General features: G+C 36.8%; 20 protein-coding genes and 1 pseudogene. 13 read left to right on the plus strand and 8 right to left on the minus strand.

The window, feature by feature from the left end; genetic code table 11:
* The first annotated feature begins 27 nt into the window (after nt 1–27).
* The 5 genes from AC625_RS06845 (at nt 28) to AC625_RS06870 (ending at nt 5,038) form a co-directional block, all read left to right on the plus strand.
* The gene (locus AC625_RS06845; RefSeq protein ID WP_049680606.1) at nt 28–813 is read left to right on the plus strand and encodes an SDR family oxidoreductase; all 786 of its coding nucleotides are present in this window, start codon (nt 28–30) and stop codon (nt 811–813) included.
* A gap of 45 nt (nt 814–858) precedes the next feature.
* A complete protein-coding gene (locus tag AC625_RS06850) occupies nt 859–1,737 on the plus strand; it encodes an NAD(P)-dependent oxidoreductase (RefSeq protein ID WP_049680607.1) in 879 nt (292 codons plus the stop codon).
* Between the two features lie 247 nt (nt 1,738–1,984).
* Nucleotides 1,985–2,350 carry a hypothetical protein gene (locus AC625_RS06855; protein WP_049680608.1) on the plus strand — a complete coding sequence of 122 codons (366 nt, stop codon included), beginning with the start codon at nt 1,985–1,987 and terminating at the stop codon, nt 2,348–2,350.
* 595 nt (nt 2,351–2,945) lie between these two features.
* Nucleotides 2,946–3,947, plus strand: a complete 1,002-nt coding sequence (corA, locus tag AC625_RS06865) for a magnesium/cobalt transporter CorA (protein WP_049680610.1) — start codon at nt 2,946–2,948, stop codon at nt 3,945–3,947.
* Between the two features lie 185 nt (nt 3,948–4,132).
* The gene (locus AC625_RS06870; protein ID WP_049680611.1) at nt 4,133–5,038 is read left to right on the plus strand and encodes a chemotaxis protein; all 906 of its coding nucleotides are present in this window, start codon (nt 4,133–4,135) and stop codon (nt 5,036–5,038) included.
* Nucleotides 5,039–5,168: 130 nt separating this feature from the next.
* Here the strand turns inward: AC625_RS06870 and AC625_RS06875 are convergent, their stop codons facing one another.
* The 3 genes from AC625_RS06875 to AC625_RS06885 form a co-directional block, all read right to left on the minus strand.
* The gene (locus tag AC625_RS06875; protein ID WP_049680612.1) at nt 5,169–5,672 is read right to left on the minus strand and encodes a YkyB family protein; all 504 of its coding nucleotides are present in this window, start codon (nt 5,670–5,672) and stop codon (nt 5,169–5,171) included.
* Nucleotides 5,673–5,871: 199 nt separating this feature from the next.
* Nucleotides 5,872–6,195: a hypothetical protein gene (locus AC625_RS06880; protein WP_049680613.1), complete on the minus strand. Its 324-nt coding sequence runs from the start codon at nt 6,193–6,195 to the stop codon at nt 5,872–5,874.
* A 283-nt stretch (nt 6,196–6,478) separates the two neighbouring features.
* Nucleotides 6,479–7,345, minus strand: coding sequence for a metallophosphoesterase (locus tag AC625_RS06885; RefSeq protein ID WP_049680614.1), 867 nt, complete (start codon nt 7,343–7,345; stop codon nt 6,479–6,481).
* Between the two features lie 369 nt (nt 7,346–7,714).
* On the opposite strand from AC625_RS06885, the gene AC625_RS06890 reads away from it, so the two are divergent.
* Nucleotides 7,715–9,571 carry an SLC13 family permease gene (locus AC625_RS06890; RefSeq protein ID WP_049680615.1) on the plus strand — a complete coding sequence of 619 codons (1,857 nt, stop codon included), beginning with the start codon at nt 7,715–7,717 and terminating at the stop codon, nt 9,569–9,571.
* Between the two features lie 114 nt (nt 9,572–9,685).
* Here the strand turns inward: AC625_RS06890 and AC625_RS06895 are convergent, their stop codons facing one another.
* Nucleotides 9,686–9,925: a glutaredoxin domain-containing protein gene (locus AC625_RS06895; protein ID WP_049680616.1), complete on the minus strand. Its 240-nt coding sequence runs from the start codon at nt 9,923–9,925 to the stop codon at nt 9,686–9,688.
* Between the two features lie 729 nt (nt 9,926–10,654).
* Here AC625_RS06895 and AC625_RS06900 point away from each other — a divergent pair.
* The 5 genes and pseudogenes from AC625_RS06900 to AC625_RS06915 all read left to right on the plus strand — a co-directional run bounded on the left by AC625_RS06900 (nt 10,655) and on the right by AC625_RS06915 (nt 14,554).
* Complete coding sequence (locus AC625_RS06900) at nt 10,655–10,894, plus strand: DUF1797 family protein (protein ID WP_049680617.1); 240 nt, start codon at nt 10,655–10,657, stop codon at nt 10,892–10,894.
* Nucleotides 10,895–11,559: 665 nt separating this feature from the next.
* Entirely contained in the window at nt 11,560–12,003 is a 444-nt protein-coding gene (cbpB, locus tag AC625_RS06905; RefSeq protein ID WP_049680618.1) for a cyclic-di-AMP-binding protein CbpB, read from the plus strand.
* A gap of 509 nt (nt 12,004–12,512) precedes the next feature.
* Entirely contained in the window at nt 12,513–13,394 is an 882-nt protein-coding gene (locus tag AC625_RS06910; protein ID WP_049683623.1) for a transcriptional regulator CcpC, read from the plus strand.
* Between the two features lie 65 nt (nt 13,395–13,459).
* Nucleotides 13,460–13,610 (plus strand): annotated as a pseudogene (locus AC625_RS28475) (N-acetyldiaminopimelate deacetylase); the annotation flags it as partial.
* A 284-nt stretch (nt 13,611–13,894) separates the two neighbouring features.
* Nucleotides 13,895–14,554, plus strand: a complete 660-nt coding sequence (locus AC625_RS06915; protein ID WP_049680619.1) for a potassium channel family protein — start codon at nt 13,895–13,897, stop codon at nt 14,552–14,554.
* Nucleotides 14,555–14,866: 312 nt separating this feature from the next.
* Here the strand turns inward: AC625_RS06915 and rnjA are convergent, their stop codons facing one another.
* Nucleotides 14,867–16,534, minus strand: coding sequence for a ribonuclease J1 (gene rnjA, locus AC625_RS06920; RefSeq protein ID WP_049680620.1), 1,668 nt, complete (start codon nt 16,532–16,534; stop codon nt 14,867–14,869).
* Nucleotides 16,535–16,537: 3 nt separating this feature from the next.
* Nucleotides 16,538–16,753: a DNA-dependent RNA polymerase subunit epsilon gene (locus AC625_RS06925; RefSeq protein WP_049680621.1), complete on the minus strand. Its 216-nt coding sequence runs from the start codon at nt 16,751–16,753 to the stop codon at nt 16,538–16,540.
* 615 nt (nt 16,754–17,368) lie between these two features.
* Between AC625_RS06925 and AC625_RS06930 the strand changes: the two genes are divergently transcribed.
* Nucleotides 17,369–18,145, plus strand: coding sequence for a Cof-type HAD-IIB family hydrolase (locus AC625_RS06930; protein WP_049683624.1), 777 nt, complete (start codon nt 17,369–17,371; stop codon nt 18,143–18,145).
* Nucleotides 18,146–18,297: 152 nt separating this feature from the next.
* Here the strand turns inward: AC625_RS06930 and def are convergent, their stop codons facing one another.
* The gene (def, locus tag AC625_RS06935; RefSeq protein ID WP_049680622.1) at nt 18,298–18,852 is read right to left on the minus strand and encodes a peptide deformylase; all 555 of its coding nucleotides are present in this window, start codon (nt 18,850–18,852) and stop codon (nt 18,298–18,300) included.
* Between the two features lie 319 nt (nt 18,853–19,171).
* A complete protein-coding gene (locus tag AC625_RS25535) occupies nt 19,172–19,339 on the minus strand; it encodes a YjcZ family sporulation protein (protein ID WP_082190977.1) in 168 nt (55 codons plus the stop codon).
* Between the two features lie 87 nt (nt 19,340–19,426).
* On the opposite strand from AC625_RS25535, the gene AC625_RS06940 reads away from it, so the two are divergent.
* Entirely contained in the window at nt 19,427–20,266 is an 840-nt protein-coding gene (locus AC625_RS06940; RefSeq protein WP_156187440.1) for a YkyA family protein, read from the plus strand.
* The last annotated feature ends 185 nt before the right edge of the window (nt 20,267–20,451 follow it).

Raw genomic sequence — 20,451 nt, forward strand, 5'->3', positions numbered from 1 at the left:
AAGAAAATGGATGGAGGGGAATTACATATGGAATTAGGTTTACGTAACAAGAATGCACTCGTTATTGCTTCAAGTCAGGGGTTAGGAAAAGCGGTTGCAGCTTTGCTTGTGAAAGAAGGTGCAAACGTTATGCTTTCTGGTAGAGATGAAGAAAAACTGAAAGCTGTGCAAAGAGAGCTTGAAAGCTCAGAAGGCGGTAGAGTAGCCTATTGTGTCACGGATATTACAAAAAATAATGAGATTGTGAATCTTGTCAATCGAACAAATGAGGAATTCGGTGGCATAGAGCTACTTGTAAACAATGCGGGAGGTCCGAAGGCCGGTTCGTTTATTGAAATGAGTGATGATGATTGGCAACATTCATTTGAATTGAATTTACTAAGCTATATCCGAATCATTCGCGAAACACTCCCATCCTTGCAAAAACAGGGCGGGAAGATTGTGAATATCGCTTCTTCATCAATTAAAGAGCCTATTCCTGGGTTGATTTTATCTAATACATTTCGAACAGCCATTGTTGGTCTGTCTAAAACTTTGGCGACAGAGTTGGCTACAGATAACATTTTGATTAATACAGTGGGGCCTGGCCGTATTGCAACGGATAGAGTAGCCCATCTCGATCAAGTTAATGCTGATAAGCAAGGCGTCAGTGTAAAGGAAATGGAAGCAAAAATGAAAGCAGCAATTCCTTTGGGGCGCTACGGCGAGCCTGAGGAATTTGCAAAATTAGTTACATTCCTGCTTTCAGAGGCAAACTCTTATCTTACTGGACAAACGTATTTAGTGGATGGTGGTTCAATTAAATCGATTTAAAAGTAGGGAATACCAATGTGAACGTAATACAAAGGGGGACATGATATGGCACATTTGATCGAAACTGCAAAAATTGGATTTATTGGAACGGGTGTAATGGGAAAAAGCATGGTAAGCAATTTATTGAAAGCGGGATTTAATGTCACGGTTTATAATCGGACTAAAGAGAAGGCGGCAGATCTTCTAAAAGCAGGAGCGGGCTGGGCGGAATCACCAAAAGAGTTAGCCAAACAAACAAATGTGATTATTTCCATTGTTGGGTATCCGAGCGATGTAGAGGAAATTTACTTTGGTGAGGAAGGCATCATCCACTATGCGGATGAAAATACGATTATAATTGATATGACGACTTCTACACCAACCCTTGCCAAAAAGATTGCATCTTGTGCAAAGGAAAAAGGCATGTATTCACTAGATGCCCCTGTATCAGGTGGAGACATAGGAGCGCGAGATGGAAAGTTAGCAATTATGGTTGGTGGTGAACAAGATATATTTAATGAGGTAATCACAATATTTGAAGTTCTGGGTACGAATATTGTATACCAAGGAGAATCAGGTTCAGGTCAGCATACGAAGATGTGTAACCAAATTGCGATTGCATCTAATATGATTGGAGTTACCGAGGCAATTGTTTACGCCCAAAAAGCCGGTCTAAATCCGAATACTGTATTAAAGAGTATAACTACAGGAGCAGCAGGTAGTTGGTCACTTTCTAATTTGGCCCCTAGAATGATCCAAGGTGATTTCGAACCAGGGTTTTATATTAAGCATTTTTTGAAAGATATGAAGATTGCGCTGGAAGAAGCAGAACGAATGAACCTAGAATTACCTGGGTTAACGCTTGCTAAATCGCTTTATGATCAATTAGCCGAAGCTGGAGAAGAGGATTGTGGTACTCAAGCACTTTATAAACATTTTTTTTAATATTTATAAAGTGTTCAAAAAGGAGGATAGAAAGAGCCGAGAAGTTCTGCAAGCGATCGTCTCTAGACTTGTGCGATTTTAATAGAAGATCACTCATGAGCTTTGATGCAATTCGCTAGCTTTTTCATCGGATTTTTTGAACAACCTCATATAATCGTTTTCTTAAAACTCGCTCCAATCTCTTGAATACAAGCATACTGTCATGAATAGGCTAGTCATATAACAACCGAAAGGAAGTCGGTTTAGTATGGGGATGTTTGATGATATTGGTCAAATGTTTCAAGAGCTTGAGGATGGACGGTATATTGTAAGAATTGAAAACTATTATAGAAAAAAAACGAAACACAACTTGAATCCGCTTTGCTGGGAGTTAAAGCTAATGAATGAGAGTTCGCTTGCTTTACCAGTCAAAGTCAGTCAGATAGAAACGAATTATGGATTTCAAATTCTAATGCGTGAGTTGAAGAATTTGGGCTGCTTAAAGCCAAAATCCGCAGCCGAATTTGCAGAGGTTCTGACAGGTTTAAAGGGTGCGATAATTGAAGTGAACATTACGACGACTAAGCAAAATGAAGGCTTTCGAGATATTCGATTTCTACGCAAGCTCTATTGAAGTATCTACTAAATAAATTTTTTACAATAAGCTATCTTAAAGGGACTAAGGATATCCAAAAGGAAAGGATTCAGGCCTACATCAACTATATATCGTTATTATGACGTGTGCATGTGACACGATAAACGATGTATAGAGTATGAGGGCAGCTCCATTTGAGGCTTCCTTGCCCCTATTTTGTTTAATGTCCAGGAATATCAGGTAGTTCATTAAGGAATCATTCAATTCTATTTAAAGCCTCTTTCAATATATCTAGAGAACAAGCGTAAGAAAATCGAAAATATCCCTCGCCAAGCTGGGAAAAGGCATCTCTTGGAATCACAGCTACCTTTGTTTTTTCAACAAGTTCAAGGCAAAATGAGAGTGAAGTATAATACCTGTAGAGAAAGATATATTGCAAATAGTCTCCTTGTTGAGCATGTTCAAAAAGTCTAAGATAGATCATTGTCAGATTGTATCAAAGCTCTTAAAGTAACCGTCTCTTATCTCGAGCTTAATAAATGTATACTTGTTAGGTTAAAACAAAGAGATTCTTGAACTGCATGGATTTTATTATCTATCAAGTTGAACAAGCACGTAAAAAAGTTAATTAAGGATGGATAATGTGATTAGAACATGTGTCATAACGAAAGACAATGAGACGCTTTATAATGTAGAGCTTGATGAGTTAAATAAAATGGATGTAGCTTGGTATTGGGTTGATTTTGCTAACCCAACTGAAGAAGAATCGTCATTATTATCGAGTACATTTCAATTTCATCCGTTAGCAATTGAAGATAGCTTAGATGATTTCAATCAGCGACCTAAGATTGATTTCTATGAAGATTATGAATTTCTAGTGCTCCATGCCCTAAATAAAGATAATCTAAAAGCAATAGAGCTTAATATGTTTATTAGCGAGAAATTTATTGTTACCTTCCATAAAGAGGACATCAGGGAGCTTGAGACGGTTTGGGATTTAATGAATCGAAACTGCTCAATGAGAAAAGGACCATTTTTCCTCATGCACGGTTTGATTGATAAATTAGTTGATGAGTACTTCCCGCTAGTTTATCGAATTGAAGAAGAACTGAACTGGATAGAAGATAACACAAAAAATGAAACAATAGCTGAGTTAATTGAGCGGTTATTTGACTTGAGAGCTGAAATGTCAACTTTGAGAAAAACCATTTTGCCTATGCGGGATATGCTGTATCGGATGAATTATTCGGATCGTTTGAGTTATTTGAAAGAGCGGCATTTATACTTTAATGATGTACATGATCATTTACTTAAACTGGTGGAGATGCTTGAATCATATCGAGATTTTTCTTCCGATATCCGTGACAGTTACTTGTCCGTAAATTCCAATAGTTTAAACACGAGTATGATGACATTGGCCGTTATAACAACAATTTTTATGCCCTTGACGTTTATTGCCGGGATTTATGGAATGAACTTCAATCATATGCCAGAGCTCCATTGGCACTACGGTTATTATGCGGTAATAGGAATCATGGCCTTGATTGCTGTTTTGATGTGCGGTTTATTTATAAAAAAAGGCTGGCTTCCTATGATGAAATTTAGAAGGAAAAATAAGCATCGCCGAAATGATTGAGTGAACAAGTATATATTGAATATTTTTCTTTTTTATCAATTTATCTTAAGAAATCTTTATTTTTACCGAATCAATAAGTATAAGTCACTTTTTTAACATATAGGCTAATTTCACTAAAATATCTTATAAGACGAATCTAAAACATGATATATTTTAGAAAGAAAGATAAAGGAAGGACGAATAAAATGGACCAAACAAAAGGTATTCTGCTTGAGAGTGGTACAAATGAATTAGAAATCGTTGAATTTGGAATAGGAACAAATAAATTTGGCATTAATGTAATTAAAGTAAAAGAGATTATAAATCCAGTCCCCATTACATATGTACCACATGCACACAAGAATGTGGAAGGAATCATAGAGCTCAGAAGCGAAATTCTACCAGTCGTTGATGTAGCAAAGGCACTTGGTTTTCCGCCATCGGAAAAACCGAAGGATGATAAATTTATCGTTGCCGAATTTAATCAGCAGAAGATTGTTTTTCATGTACATACTGTAACACAAATACACCGAATTTCTTGGAAGCAAATTGAAAAGCCTTCTGACATGTATCAAGGTCTTGAAGGTCAAATTATCGGGGTCATTAAACTTAATGGAGAAATGCTATTACTTCTGGATTTTGAGAAAATCGTTGTGGATATCAATCCTGAATCTGGAATTAGTCTTCAACAAGTGAAAAAGCTTGGAAAGAGAGAGAGATCCAATAAGAAGCTTGTAGTTGCCGAAGATTCACCACTTCTTAGAAAGCTCCTTCATGATACCTTATCAGAAGCAGGCTACGAATTCCTCGAATTCTTCGAAAATGGCGAAGATGCCTTAAACTATTTAGAAAGCATCATTCAATCGGGGAAAGAACTTACAGAGGAAGTTCAGCTTGTGATTACGGATGTAGAAATGCCGCAAATGGACGGTCTTCATTTTACAAAGCGAATGAAGGCAGATAATGACTTAGGCAAGCTACCTGTCATTATTTTCTCTTCATTAATTACGGATGATTTACGCCATAAGGGAAATATGGTTGGCGCGGACGCACAAGTAAGTAAGCCAGAAATTGCCGAACTTATTCGATTGATTGACGAGCATATACTTTAAAGAAAGACAAGTCTTTCTTTAAAGCGGAAATAGGCTGACTAAACAGGTATATGATTGCCTGTAAGTCAGCCTATTATTTTGCGGATATTTCATATTGATGGACAGGAATTGCTTCATGATTGCGGTCCAATTAAAGTTTGAAACCTTTCCCTAAAAATGAAGAAGGAAATGTATTTTGAAAAGCAGAGTTTGTTTTACTTCGCTCCTGATGGCGAGGTCTGCCAGCTTGCTCACGTGGTTTTGGTTCGCTCGCATTGCCGATATACGCATGCAAAATCTTCTTTGCTCGTGATAAGGATAATGCAGCTTTAGGATTACGAACCGATGATGATCGGCTTCCTAAGTGAGGGAGTTTTTTTAAATCCTCTCTTGAAGGTGGGAGGTGGAAAATATATTCACCACATTCGACAATTACATCAGATTGTTGCGCTGAATATCTTGGATTATCGGAAAAATGGAGTCCTAACTTTTTCGCTTTCCCTTCAGTAAGTAATTTATTAAGAGAAAGTCGCTTTAATTCGTATAAAGTTTTTGGTTCTGGGGCTGTTTTTGCGTGCTTATTCACGACAAAGATTGCTTGGGCAAGACTGTTGACTGTATTCATAGAGGAAGGCTCCCCTTTTATGTCATTCATAAATAAACTCCTTTCCTAATATGGTCTTGCATACAGTTCTCATTATACCATTTTCAAATTTGAAAGGAAGTAAAAGAGAGATAAGACAAAACTTTTTATTGGGATTTTTCGAAAGCAAAAAATGATACGGATAGTTGCTTACTTCGTATATAGTAAATAAAAAGAAGAGGTATGAAATCTCCCTCTTCTCGTTTAATCTTCATTTTGAGTATTGTGGAGACGTATAGATATTTATATTTTCCGATACTCCTGCCTGGGCTCCGAAGCTTTGGGGATATGCCTGATATCCAGGGTAGCCTTGATATGGATTGTTTGGTGGATAAGGATAAGGATACGGATAAGGAGCTGGGGACGGATACGGAAGATAATATGGTCGATTGTTAAAAAGTAATGATCCAGTAGCAAGACCTGCAACACCCCCTACCACGAATGGCAGCAGAAATGGAAAAAAACGCTCGTCTTGACCATTTCGCGATGGAACGGCTGGATAGTATTGATATGCTGGGAAGTCATAAGGTTGCATGGGGTTCTCTCCTTTCTCTCATTATTGTATGGTTGTTTTTCAATTTGGAGCCTGTATCAGACTGTTTTTCATTGGCTTGCGTGCGTTTTATTAGCTACTTCTATTATCTTGTACATAAAAGGAGCGGTTGGAATAAAAAGTTTATGTTCTGCTCTGAGTCTACTAATGGTATAATATTTGCAATAGACACTTTGTTTTTTTAACTAAGAAGTACCAGGCACACTTATGGATAGAATGCCAGATAAGTTAGTTAGCTGTTGTTCTGTAAGGCATATCTGGCATATTATTTTTCATTAGACTGTAATTCATATAAAGTTATTTCTGGGCGAGCAAGGAAGCGATAAGGGAGTCTTGTAGTTCCTAGCCCTCGATTCACGTATAGGGTTAAGTTTTCAAGCTCGTACATTCCTTCTATATATTTTTTTCCGAAGGGAGGCGTCACAAGGGCGCCAGCAAAAGGAATTTGAATTTGTCCAGCGTGGCTGTGGCCGCTCATTTGATATTGTACTGGGTAATCTTTTGCGAAATCAGCAAGATCGGGTGCATGTGATAAAAGGATGGTATAAGCTTGTTCTGGAACACCTAATAGGGCCTTATTTATGTTTGGAGATCCAAGCATGGCATCATCAATTCCAGCAACATATATTTTATCTCCGTTTAATAAGGAAATTGCAGCATGTCTGTTTTTTAATAAAGTGAAACCTGAAAGCCCCATGATCTGGTCATATATTTTAGAACCATACCCTCCGTGATCATGATTGCCGTATATACTGAATTTCCCTAAGGGAGCTTGAATGTTTTGTAGCAGTGGAATAATTTCGGAATGATGCGGATATTTATTTGGCTCATCCATTAAATCACCAGTGAAAAAAACAACATCTGGAGAGAATGTCTGTATTTTCGATAATACAGCCTGCAAATCTTTTAACTGAAATTGAAAACCTAAATGAGTATCACTAAATTGAACAATCTTCATGCCGTTAAAACCTTTTGGGATGAGTGGATGCTGAATCATTATTTCATTGAATTCAATCCATTTAGGTTCGATATCATGAACATAATATCTACCGCCTACTCCTGCTCCCATTAGAGTTAATATGGTACCTACTGTTTTTTTTAGAAAAGATCTTCTTGTCATATTATTATTCATTCGTATCAACCTATCTACTTAAATGTCACTTCCTTATACTACCAAACAATATGTATAAAAAGAAGTATATATTATATTTTAAAATAAAAGTTTTTTAGTGAGCTTTATTAATTAACACAAGCTGGCTCACTAATGCCAAATAACCTCCATAAAGGAAGTTAAAGACGTGACTTCGCGAGTGAAGAGAACATTTGCTTGTCTGGGGGCTTGTTGAGAGTAGGACATACAGGCCTGTTCTTAGCTGTTTCTCCTATTTACAGGGCGCTTGCACTTTGAAATTATGACTTACAAGCGTAAAGTTGCATTTGTAATCTTTTCAAATAGAGGAAAAGTCTATTGGTTATGGAACATTTTTTGGGGGTAACACGCATGACACAACCAATGTTGGTAACATTTATCATACTTGTCTGCACATTTGCACTTATCATACAAGGAAAATTACGTGCAGATTTAGTAGCGCTTATATCACTTGTGACACTTGGGCTGACCGGTATTCTAAATTTGGAAGAGGTTCTTTCTGGATTTTCAAATCCGGTTGTCATTATGATTGGATCTCTATACGTCGTTGGAGCAGGAATTTCACTGTCCGGACTTGCTGATAAAATTGTAAGCCAATTAAACCAACGCAAAAAAGGCAGTGAAGCTAGGATGCTTATTTATGTAATGGCTACTGCGGGAATACTAGGTTCCTTGTTAAGCAGTACGGCGATTGTTGCCTTGATGCTTCCAATCGTGACAAGCATGGCTTTAAAGAATAAGAAAAGTCCATCCAGGCTCCTGCTTCCACTAGCTTATGCTAGCGGGCTTGGTGGTATGTTAACAATGATCGGTACAACGCCTAATATAGTAGTTAGTGAGATATTACGGACAAATGAATACGCAAATTTAACTTTCTTTGATTTTACGCCTATCGGAATTGTGGCCCTTCTTTCAGGTTTAATTTTTATGCTCACTATAGGGAAAAGGCTTCTTCCGAATCGATTTATTTCCTTGAATAATAGTGGTAAGGGTTTATCTGTAAGTGAATTGGCTGGAATGTATAAAGTTTACGATCGCTTACATTATCTCTATATTCCATCGGACTCTGACATTGTTGGAGAACGTTTATCTGAACTAAGGCTGCCGGTTGATTATGGAATTACTGTTATTGAAGTTAAAAGAAAAACAAGAGATAAACAGCGTTCAATCTTAACGAAACCTCAGATTTTTTCAGCGAAAGCAGAAGAAGTGCTTCATCCAGAAGATATTATTTTAGTCTTTGGTGAAGATGATGCAGTAATGCGGTTTGCAGATGACTTTGAATTGGAAATGAGATCTTTTCAACAGGAAGAGATCAAAAAACATTTTCTTAGCAGTAAATTCGGGTTAACAGAAGTGCTGATCATGCCTCATTCTGATTATGAGAATCAATCCTTGCAAAATATCCATTTTCGTGAAAAATATCAATGCAGTGTATTAGCGATTAATCGAAAAGGAGAATATATCCAATCAGAATTAGGGACTGAACAATTAAGACCCGGAGATGCGCTTCTTATTCATGGCGAATGGGGAAATATTGAAAGGGTGTCTGCTGATTTGCAAGATGTACTAGTTGTAGGTAGTGTATCGATTGAGACAGAGCCTGAGGTGTCTAAAAATAAAGCTCTTATAGCCGCTGGTATTACCTTGCTTATGGTAATTATGCTATCTAATGATTTGATTTCTCCTACGTTGTCGATGTCTATGGCAGCTTTGCTGATGATTGTAACAGGTTGTCTTCGATCAATAGAGGAGGCCTATCAAAGAATGAACTGGGAGTCCGTTATTTTCATTGGTGCCAACATTCCTCTCGCACTTGCACTTGAAAAGACGGGTGGAATACTTTTGATTAGTTCGATATTAGAAAATGTAATCAATTGGGCAGGCCCTTATGGATTATTAGGCATCTTATATTTACTGACAATGCTGATGAGCTTTTTTATTCCAAATGGGGCTGTAGCAATCATCGTTGCACCTATTGCTTATACACTTGCTGAAAACCTGCACTATAGTCCACTTCCCGTGTTAATCTGTGTAGCAGTTGCAGCAAGCATGGCATTCTCATCACCATCTGTATCACCATCAAATGCACTTGTGATGACTGCTGGGGAATACACGCAAAAGGATTTTGCGGTGATTGGTATTCTATTACAACTCTTCATTGGTGTAATCATGATTTTTGCCATTCCTTTCTTTTTTCCATTTTAAAATCATTGGGATGAGTCATTACATAAAGGGGGGGAAATCAAGAATCGATGTCCCAAATGTGCGCTAAAATGCTATATAGGAAGGTGAAACCCCGCAGATGGCATGCGGGGTTCATTAGTCGTTGATGGAAAGAGCTATCTTCATTTTTTCAATTTCAAATCCAATAATCGCTTCTCCGTTAATGATGACTGTTGGAGTCGAATAGGAACCGTATTTTTTAGTTAATTCTCTCATTGCTGAAGCATCTGCTTTGATATCTTTTTCTTGAAACGAAATATTATATTCGTTAAAAAACATTTTGACGATAGTACAAGGTGGGCAGTCTGGTTGTGTAAATAGCGTAACTTTATTCATTTTTATCCTCCGATATATACTTGGTAAAATTTCAAAAGAAACAAAAAGATTTTCAATTCATTTTAGAATACTTAGTATTATTACTTAGATTAATGCTATTTTGAACTATCCCTGACTTAGCTAACGCTTGAAGTGGGGGATTCCTACGAGCACCCGTGTATCCACCAGTTATTGAGTAGGCTCTACCCGTAGTCCCTACGGTGAAGGCACAAAATATCGTGTACATTGGACTCCCACATTCTACTTTACTTGGTTATCGCTACTTCGAACGCTGTGGGACGCTTAGAACATTGAAGATTTTATGTGACAGACGTTTTTTTCTGTCACAATCGTATATCTTGGGTTTTCAAAGAACAACTTACAGGAACATTGTACCATAGGAACAAGTGTTTCTCTACGCAAAAAGTCGATTTATCTTCCACTTATTTTTTTGCTATGCCTTGCACAAAATTGAAGTGGGAGTCTTCTCGACCAAAATGATGAAAAAATATTCAAAATTGAATAGCGAAACGTCTTTTGAGAAAAAATAACTATATTTTCGACATTTTTTTTAAAGTTTTTATATACAAAATTAATCTGTTATTCTATGCTTTTATTAGGACCAGAAAAGGATGAAGAATGACGTGTTTGATGAAAAATTCTGAAATTAATTCGTTCTGGTTTTTGGATAGATTTTTATGTTATAGTGAAACCTATTGGAAAGGTTTTATACTAGAAAGGAGTGGGAGTATGTCTCAATTACAAGGCATTCTTACTAGATTGAAAAATCTTCAGGAGCAAGCACAGGAAACTGAATCTGCTCAGCGTTTTTTTGAAATAGATGGTGTTTTAAAATGTCAGGTTACATATTTCAGTAAAACGGAGATGTTTGAGTTAGAAGTTTTTAATGAAAAAAGCAAATCCTCTAAATATCAATTTGACAATGTTGATATGATTACAATTGAAATTTTTGATCTTTTGCAATCATAATCAGATTGCAAAACATAATAAAGGTCGATGGCATAAGCTGTCGGCTTTTTTTGTCTTACAGAAATATGGAATTTTAAAAAAACGGATAAATGTACTTTTGCGATTTTCAGTTTGAACGCATGAAATCTAGTTGAATTTTGCATTCTAAATAAATGGAGGGATAAGAATTGGAAAAGCCAACTGTAATATGTCCGCAATGTAAAAGAAAAAATGAAATGAGTAAAGTATTAACAGCGCAGTCTAATCAAAACGTCATTTACGAGTGTCCCGAGTGTGGGTGTATGGTAAGAAATATCGAAACGAGTAAGGGCTGACATAAGAACTCTCATTTATCCCACTCTTAACCGGAGTAAGACCCACCACTGTGCTCTTCAGCGCTTTAGTTGAGGCCCATAGCATAATGTTTGGGTCTCACAGACGAAAGACTAAAGGACATGGTGTGCTTAGTCTATGATTCATTGAACCTTAGTTCGTGTTGGTGATGGTCGAAACGAAATCGAAGAACTTAGCAATAGTAGAACGGGACTACCCATCAGTGGGAGGTGAGGAAACCCCCACTGATAGAAGTTTTACTTTATAGGTCAATTCAAGAAGAAAGATTCCTTTACCTATGTTACACTAGAGGTATATACGAAATTATGACTTATTAGGTAAGGGGTTTTGACATGATCGGTACTCACGATGGGAACTTACTGGAGTTAAATGTGAAAGACTTGATGATTCCTTCTGAATGTGTTGCTCACGTTCAGATTGCCAATAATCTAGAGCACACGCTTCTTGTTTTGACAAAGAGCGGGTATACAGCCATCCCTGTGTTAGATCCTACGTATAAGCTACATGGTCTGATAAGTACACCAGTCATCCTCGACTCTATCTTAGGGATGCAACGGATTGAATTTGAAAAGTTGGAGAATAAAAAGGTTTCTGAAATTATGAATAAAAATATTCCTCGACTTCATGTTGAAGAAAAAATGGATAAAGGGCTTGAGCTCTTAATTGATCAACCTTTTGTATGTGTTCAAAATGATGAGGGAATTTTTGAAGGAATTCTAACAAGAAGAGCTATTTTGAAAGAAATATATAAAGGTCCAGCATCTCCGTCTAAATAAAAATAAGCCCCCTTTGGGGGCTTATTTTTAACCCGTTTTAACGGGAGATAACACGAGGATGTTCCAAATGGGTTTATCCAACTGTTACTTACACCTCATTTAAATGGTATGTAGTAGTTATGAGTCTGGTCCTTTACTTATTCATCAACTAAAAGGCCCCGACTTCTTGCTACAGCTAGAAAGATGGTTATTAGCGATCCTACTTGGTGAGTTGAGCAGTCGTATCGCTATTTGGAGTAAATCCTGATTGGTCAGATACAGTGAAATTTACCGATGTGTGAGCAAAGGTTCAGCTAGGTAAGGAGAATGCTACATTTCACGTAGGAAGGCCTAAGAAGTGGGTCACATGGACGAAGTGGCAGCGATAAAGGCGAAACTAGTACGAGATTAACCATCAGTAGGGATGCAGAACAATCTTTTGGAAGTTTTACTTTATATGGAGATTATTAAATGATACTATGGTTTCATATTTATCTGGTATAAGAAAAACGAATCAAGGTGTTGAAAATATGTCATTTTCTGAGTTTCATTTATTATCTGTTTTAGCGCAAGAAATGAACATGCGTAAAGCGGCTGAACGTTTATTCGTCTCACAACCTGCCTTGTCACAGCGATTGCAAACGATTGAGAAGGATTGGAATGCTAAATTATTTCTTCGTTCACAAAAAGGACTTACTTTAACACCAGCTGGGGAAGTGGTCATCCGTCTAGCAAATGAAGTATTAGTAAAAGAAGAAAAAGCCAGAGAAAGTATTCAAGCTATGGATCATGAAGTGTATGGAACATTGAAAATAGCTTGTGCTTCAATTGTTGGGCAAAACTGGCTACCTCCAGTCTTGAAAAAATTTGTGCAAAAATATCCCTATGCCAAAATCTCACTTATTACTGGCTGGAGCAGTGAAATATTAAAATCATTATATGATGGCCAAGTACATATTGGGATTATACGTGGGGCACCTGATTGGAAGGGCCATAAACAGCATTTATTCACTGATATGTTGTACTTAGTTGATACGGAAATGAATGAGCTTGAACAAGTTCTAGAAACAGATCGGCCATTCATCCAGTTTAAGAGTGATTCAAATTATTATCAGGAAATTCAAGATTGGTGGCATCGCCATTTCCAGACGACACCTAAGAATACGATTATTGTTGACCAAATTGAAACATGTAAGCAAATGGTTTTCAATGGTATCGGTTATGCTATTCTTCCAGCTATTACACTTCATGATAAAGATCAAAATGTCTTTAAAATCCCCCTCTTAGACGGACAAAATCATTCGATTCAGAGAGATACATGGCTGTGTGGATACGAATCTGCATTTCAATTAAAGCAAGTAAAAGCATTTGAAGAGATTGTTGCTGAACATATTCTCACGCATGGACTATGATTAACAAGGTATGAGTAAAATGATTGTAGGAGGATTTTAACCCTTTATTTCCAGAAAGAAGGCCTTTAATTGCTAATACGTCGGAACTGTTTATTGATTTAAAAGGGAAGGGGGCATGTTGCTTATCCGCATGAAACAAGTGATATGGTTGTTGCTGCATGTTCACTAGCTGCAATCAACTGTTTTAGAAACGTGAATTCGCCTGATTTAGCGGTTGATGAAGAAAATCCTCATGATTGAAGTTTCACATTATGTTCTGGTTAGGTGTAAATTCAACATATCGACTGCATCATACTAAATTAAATCCAGATGAGCAGGCGATTGAAAAACAATTACTTTGCTTATTCACAATATAACTTTATAAAAGATCGAATAAATAATAATAAGGAGAGGTAAGGGGATTTTCATTATCTTCAAGCTTATTGAGTTGAAAAAAGCTTTCGCGCTTCTCATATGGTAGAATAGCAGTGCATAAAGTTAGCTTGTTGGAGGTAGAATTCGTGAAAAAAGAATTTGCAGTAATCGGGCTTGGACGATTTGGAGGCAGTATCGTTAGAGCTCTAATCGAGGAAGGCATGGAAGTGCTTGCCATTGATATGGATGAGGATCGGGTTAATGAATATGCGATGATTGCTTCACATGCAGTTATTGGAGATACAACAGAAGAAAATGTTCTTAAAAGCCTTGGAATCCGAAATTTCGATCATGTGATTGTCGCAATTGGGGATAATATTCAATCGAGTATCCTGACGACTTTAATATTAAAGGAATTAGGTGTTGAAAGTATTACAGTGAAGGCCCAAAATGATTATCACGAGAAAGTTTTGATAAAAATTGGTGCAGATCATGTTGTTCATCCTGAGAGAGACATGGGAAAGCGTATTGCACACAGCATCGTATCGAATAATGTTCTTGATTATTTAGAATTATCTGATGAACATTCCATCGTGGAAATTGTGGTAAGTTCTAAAATGGAAGGTAAAACCATTATTGATCTTGATATTAGGGCGCGTTATGGAATTAATATTGTTGCTGTAAAAAGAGGGGGAGAAATCATTGTTTCGCCTCAAGGAAATGATCCAATTCACAAAGGGGATATCTTGATTGTCATCGGTGCTGACTCAGATATTAACCGTTTTGAAAAAAAGACTGTAGATTAAGAACAAATGCACAAGCGCCTTGATCAACTTCAACTTAAAGCATAAGACAAGCAAGTTGTATGGGGGGCGACTTTCTTCCCATTAGATTGATTCGTTTGTAGTTGTTTGCACTAGTTGCGGACAGACCCATTAAATGATCCATAATAAAATCATATAGTATGCCCAGTAATAAAGAGGATGTCCCATAAAGCAAAGGGTCGGACCCCGCAACTACTACATACAGTTTAAATGAAGTGTAAGTAACACGATAAACTGTGTGGTAAGTGCTGGGTCCGACCTTTTTGGGACATCCTCTTTTATATATAACTTTTGTTATACTTCCATGATAATTGGTAAAATCATTGGACGGCGTTTTGTTTTTTCGTAAAGGAATGGAGATAGTGTGTCTGTAATTTCATTTTTAATTTCAGACCATTGAGTCGTCTTGCGTTCCATTACTTTATTTAGGTGCTTTGTAATGAGCGCTTGGGCATCGTTAATTAAGTCGCCTGATTCTCTCATGTATACAAAGCCTCTTGAAATGATATCTGGACCAGCGGCAATCTTGAAGTCTTTCATGTTGATGCTGACAACCACGACAACAAGTCCTTCCTCAGAAAGGATGCGACGGTCACGTAAAACGATATTCCCGATATCACCAATACCGCTACCATCAATATAAACGGAGCCTGAAGGGATCTTTCCAGCCACTTGTGCTGTATTTTCACTTAAGGCAAGTACTTCACCGTTATCCATGATGAAACAATTTTCCTCTGGAACCCCGCAGTCGATGGCATGCTGGCTGTGCAATTTTTGCATCCGATATTCACCATGAATCGGCATGAAGAACTTTGGCTTAATTAAACGAAGCATCAGCTTTTGTTCTTGTTGTCCACCATGACCTGACGTATGGATGTTACTGAGCGGTCCACTAATCACGTCCGCACCAGCGCGGTATAATTGATTAATCGTTCTAGAAACACTGATTGTATTTCCTGGAATCGGTGAAGATGAGAATACAACTGTATCTCCTGGAATGATTTGAATTTGACGATGCGTACCATTAGCAATTCTTGATAGAGCAGCCATTGGCTCGCCTTGGCTACCTGTACAAAGAATTGTTACACGGTTTGCAGGAAGTCGATTGATTTGTTGAGCATCGATAAACGTATCTTTTGGTGCAACAATATACCCTAAATCTTGTCCGATTGTGAGTGCTGCTTCCATGCTTCTACCAAAAACCGCGACTTTCCGCCCATTTTTAACAGCTGCTTCAACGACTTGTTGCAGTCTGTGAATGTTTGAAGCAAACGTAGCGAAAATAATTCGACCTTCCACTTTACGGAAAATATCATCAATGCTCTCGCCAACACGGCGTTCTGACATTGTAAAAGTCTGAACCTCACTATTCGTACTATCGGATAGTAAGCATAGAACGCCTTCTTTTCCAATTTCAGCCATCTTTGTTAAATTAGCAGGTTCTCCTACTGGTGTAAAATCGAATTTAAAGTCTCCAGTATGAACAATTTGTCCTGGAGGAGTTTTAACAACAATCCCATAAGAATCTGGGATACTGTGAGTTGTTCTGAAAAACGAAACAGATGTTTTACGGAACTTAATCACGTCATCCTCTTGAAATTCATGTAATTTTGTTTGACGTAGAAGACCATGCTCTTCTAATTTATTGCGTAACAATCCTAATGCTAATTTTCCACCATAAACAGGAATGTTAATGGCTTTTAGTAAATAGGGAATTCCGCCAATATGGTCTTCATGTCCGTGGGTAATGAAAAGACCCTTAATTTTATCTACATTTTTTACTAAGTACGTATAATCTGGAATCACGTAGTCGATGCCTAGAAGTTCGTCCTCTGGAAATTTAATTCCTGCATCGATAATAATAATTTCATCCTGGAATTGTACTGCATACGTATTCTTACCGATTTCACCTAGGCCGCCGAGTGCATAAACGGCAGTTTGGTCATTTTTCACAAATTTCATAAATTATCCTAACTCCAATACATTAAAATCTTCTTTATTTTTCTTTTCATATTCATAATATGCCCCTGTAACCGCCTCAACATATTCAATATTATAAGGAAAATCCTTTATTTTATCGCGAACTTCTCGCTCAGACTCTCCCTCAACATAAATAACTTGGGTATGCTCTCTTACGGGTACATTTTTTGGATCTTCTTGATAGTAAACTTTAAAAACCATTACTTTCTCTCCTCTTCTTTTTAAATTGCTTGTTTCATTATATATAAAAAAAACAATTTTTTCATGTTTTAGTACATCATGTGAACACTGAATCAATTAAGTGTAAGTGTGAAGACCTCTTCTGTCCATTCATTTCCGTTCATTAGGTCTATAATGCACTTTACACAAGCAAGAAGCCCTTCGCAAGTATTTGAAGGGCTATATCAAATAATTTTATGCGATTGATTTCCTTTTTAAAAGATCATTCCATTGTTTACGTAGCTTTTTGCGTAGCTTCTTTAACATGGTGATCACTCCCTTGTCTTTTATTGTATAGAATAATTTAATAAAGTAAATACATATTTCCCAGATAATAGGAATTATCAGAAAAAAACCACTGATACCCAGCTTTGACCGATGAAGGAAGTAGTTATAGTATATACATAGAATGAAAATTCTCTAATGCCAAATAATGGATGATAAAACATTCTTTAATGGAAGATTCTTGACATATACCAGAACGCAGTTTTTAATAAATATGAAGAATGCTACAGAATAATTTTTAAGAAAAAATCAAATAAGATAAAAAATTTGACAAAAACTTTATTAAAATGGAATGGACGTGTTGAAGAAGATATGCAGAAAATTGTATTTTTTGATATAGATGGAACATTGCTTGATTACGAGAAGACATTGCCTGCATCGACTAAGGCTGCTATTAAGCAACTGCAAGAGAATGGGGTTTATGTTGCGATTGCAACTGGAAGAGCACCATTTATGTTCGAATCCTTAAGAGAGGAATTGGACATCGAGTCGTTTGTTAGCTTTAACGGTCAATATGTAGTATTTGAAAATGAAGTGATCTACAAAAATCCCCTTTCAGTCGATGAACTTAAGCGTTTGCATGAGATGGCCAGAGAGAATGATGAAACATCTCTAGTGTTTATGAATGAGAAAACGATGAAAGCGAATGTTAGTCATAGTGATAGAATTGAAGAGGCGATAGGTACATTAAAATTTCCACATCCGGAACGTCAAGATGATTTCTATCATGATAAAGAAATATATCAAAGCCTTGTCTTTTGTACAACGGAAGAAGAAGAGGCACTGATTACTGGTAAGTTCGATAAATTCAAATTTATTCGTTGGCATGATCTATCTATCGATGTGTTACCGTTTGGTGGTTCAAAAGCAGAAGGAATTAAACAGTTTGTAAAGAAAGCTGGCTTTGACATGGAAAATGTCTATGCATTCGGTGATGGACTAAATGATATTGAAATGCTTGAAACGGTTGGATATGGCATAGCGATGGGTAATGCACAAGACGAGGTTAAGAAACACGCGGATTATGTAACAAAGGATGTAAGTGAAGACGGAATTCTTTATGGCTTACGTCAAGTAGGGCTTATATAACGAAAATGGAGGCTTGTCCCAAAATGAAAGGGTTAGAAACCCCACATCTACTATATATCGTTTTATGATGTGTATCTAACACAATAAATTGAGTATAGAGTGTGAGGTTAGATCAATTTGAGACAACCTCCTTCTTTTTTAGCTTAACGCCATCATCGCTCAAGCGGTATTGCATCAGCAGAAATATCGAATGGGTCGATTTCGTTAATTCGATCAAAAAACATAATGCCATTTAGATGGTCAATTTCATGCTGGAAAACGACAGCAGGCAACCCTTTTAGCTTAAGCGTTATTTCTTCGTCATTTAAGTCCACACCTTTGACGGTTATTTTTGCGTATCTTGGAACAAATCCCGGGAAGGGACGATCAACTGATAAGCAACCTTCTCCATTGGTTAAATAGGTTTGCGCTTTTGTGTGCCTGATGATTCTTGGATTAAATAATGCATAACTATACTGGTTTCCTTCAGAATCTTTTACATGAACAGCAATCATTCGTTTTGATACATTAATTTGGGGAGCGGCAAGCCCAACGCCTGGCCGGAGTCCAAATTCATTTGCCTTTTCAGGGTCTTGGCTGTTTTTAACATAGTCGAGCATACTTGATAAAATTTCTCGTTCTTCCTTAGAAGCTGGTAAGGTTACTTCAGCAGCTTTACTACGAAGTGTTGGGTGTCCCTCTCTAATGATATCTTCCATTGTAAGCATATCTTTCGACCTTCTTTCTTAAATATATCCAGAGATAGAAATGTTACTTAGATTTACAAGCTGTAATCCCAACTGAATTGGGGTTTCGCTTTATATGTATACATAAAGATAGTTTATCAAAGTTTAACCAAATAGTTAATGGTCTCAATGTGTTAATGACAGTATAGGTGAAATTTTTTATGCTTCAGTTTTAGGTAATACAAAAAATACAATGAGGGGGAAGCTACTACATATAGCGCTTCCCTTGAAATGGTACTTGAATAAGCTAAACTTTATTTGTTTCTTTTTTAAATTTAAGAGATTAAAGATTAGGTGTGGGTTAACACAAACAAGCACCGACGATAATCAATAGAATAAAGAGTACGACAATTAATGCGAATCCGCTACCAAATCCGCCTCCAAATCCGCCTCCGCCTCCGCCGTATCCATAACTGGGGCAAGTCTCAATTGGATAACAGCAGTCATTTCCGTAGCCACCATAATACATAAGGATCCCTCCGTTTTTTTATTCCATCAATCCTAAGGGAGCGATGTACTTACAACCTATGCGAAGAAGATAAATTGGTCTGGGCTTTTGCCTATTCATAAAGATTTAAGACAAGTCATATATTCAAGAGATACTGGACATATATATAAATTTCTTTCAGATGCTAAGGGGCAGGATATACGGATAGATGTTAGCTGTCAAAAACAAACGAATTCCAGTATAGTAGTCTATATAGAGATTAGGGGGAGTTTAACAATGAGTAAGTTTTTTAAATGGACTGTGTTATGTTTAGTGTTGGGCGGAATCCTTTCGGGATGTACAGCTAAAGACTCTCCAGAAGAACAAATATATCAAATACTCGAAGCGGCTGTGAAGAAAGAAAAAACCTTTGAAGAGCAGCAGCAGCCTATTGCTGAACTGGAGAATAAAGAAAAAGAGTATTACACCACGATTCTTAAACTTGGCTTGAGGGAGTTTGACCAAATTGTTAAACTTTCTAATGAAGCTATCAATAATATTGAAAAACGAAAAGAGCTTATTGAAAAAGAACGTGAAAGCATGCTTGCTTCTCACGAAAAGTTTAAACAAATTGATGATAAAATTAAAAATATTGAGGATCAGCACCTAAAAAAAGAAGCGGAAAAATTAAAGGTGACTATGATTGAACGGTATGAGGCGCACGAAAAACTTTATACTTTTTATAAGAAAAGTTTAGATTTGGATAAAGCTTTATATACTCTTTTTCAAAAAGAAAACTTAAAGATGGATGAACTAGAAGCACAAATCGAGAAGATTAATCAATCCTACCAAACGGTGATTGAAGCAAACGATGCTTTTAATAATAAAACGAATCAATATAATGAAGAAAAACAGAAGTTCTATAAAGATGCAGAGATTGAAATTGCAACTACGGATGAAGCTAAGTAAAATGAATGGCAAAAAATACCTGGATTCTCTAATGAAGCCGACTCATATTCTGATCGGTTTTTTCTGTTGCTTATTTTTAGGTAGTTAATTTTGTTTGTATCCACTGAGTACGTGTACTTGCAGCTTGTTTAATATGATTCCTGAAAAAATGAATGTATGGATATAATAATTTTATGAAATTGTGT

This window comes from Peribacillus loiseleuriae (assembly GCF_001183985.1).
In the GTDB taxonomy this organism is placed as follows: Bacteria; Bacillota; Bacilli; order Bacillales; family DSM-1321; genus Peribacillus; species Peribacillus loiseleuriae.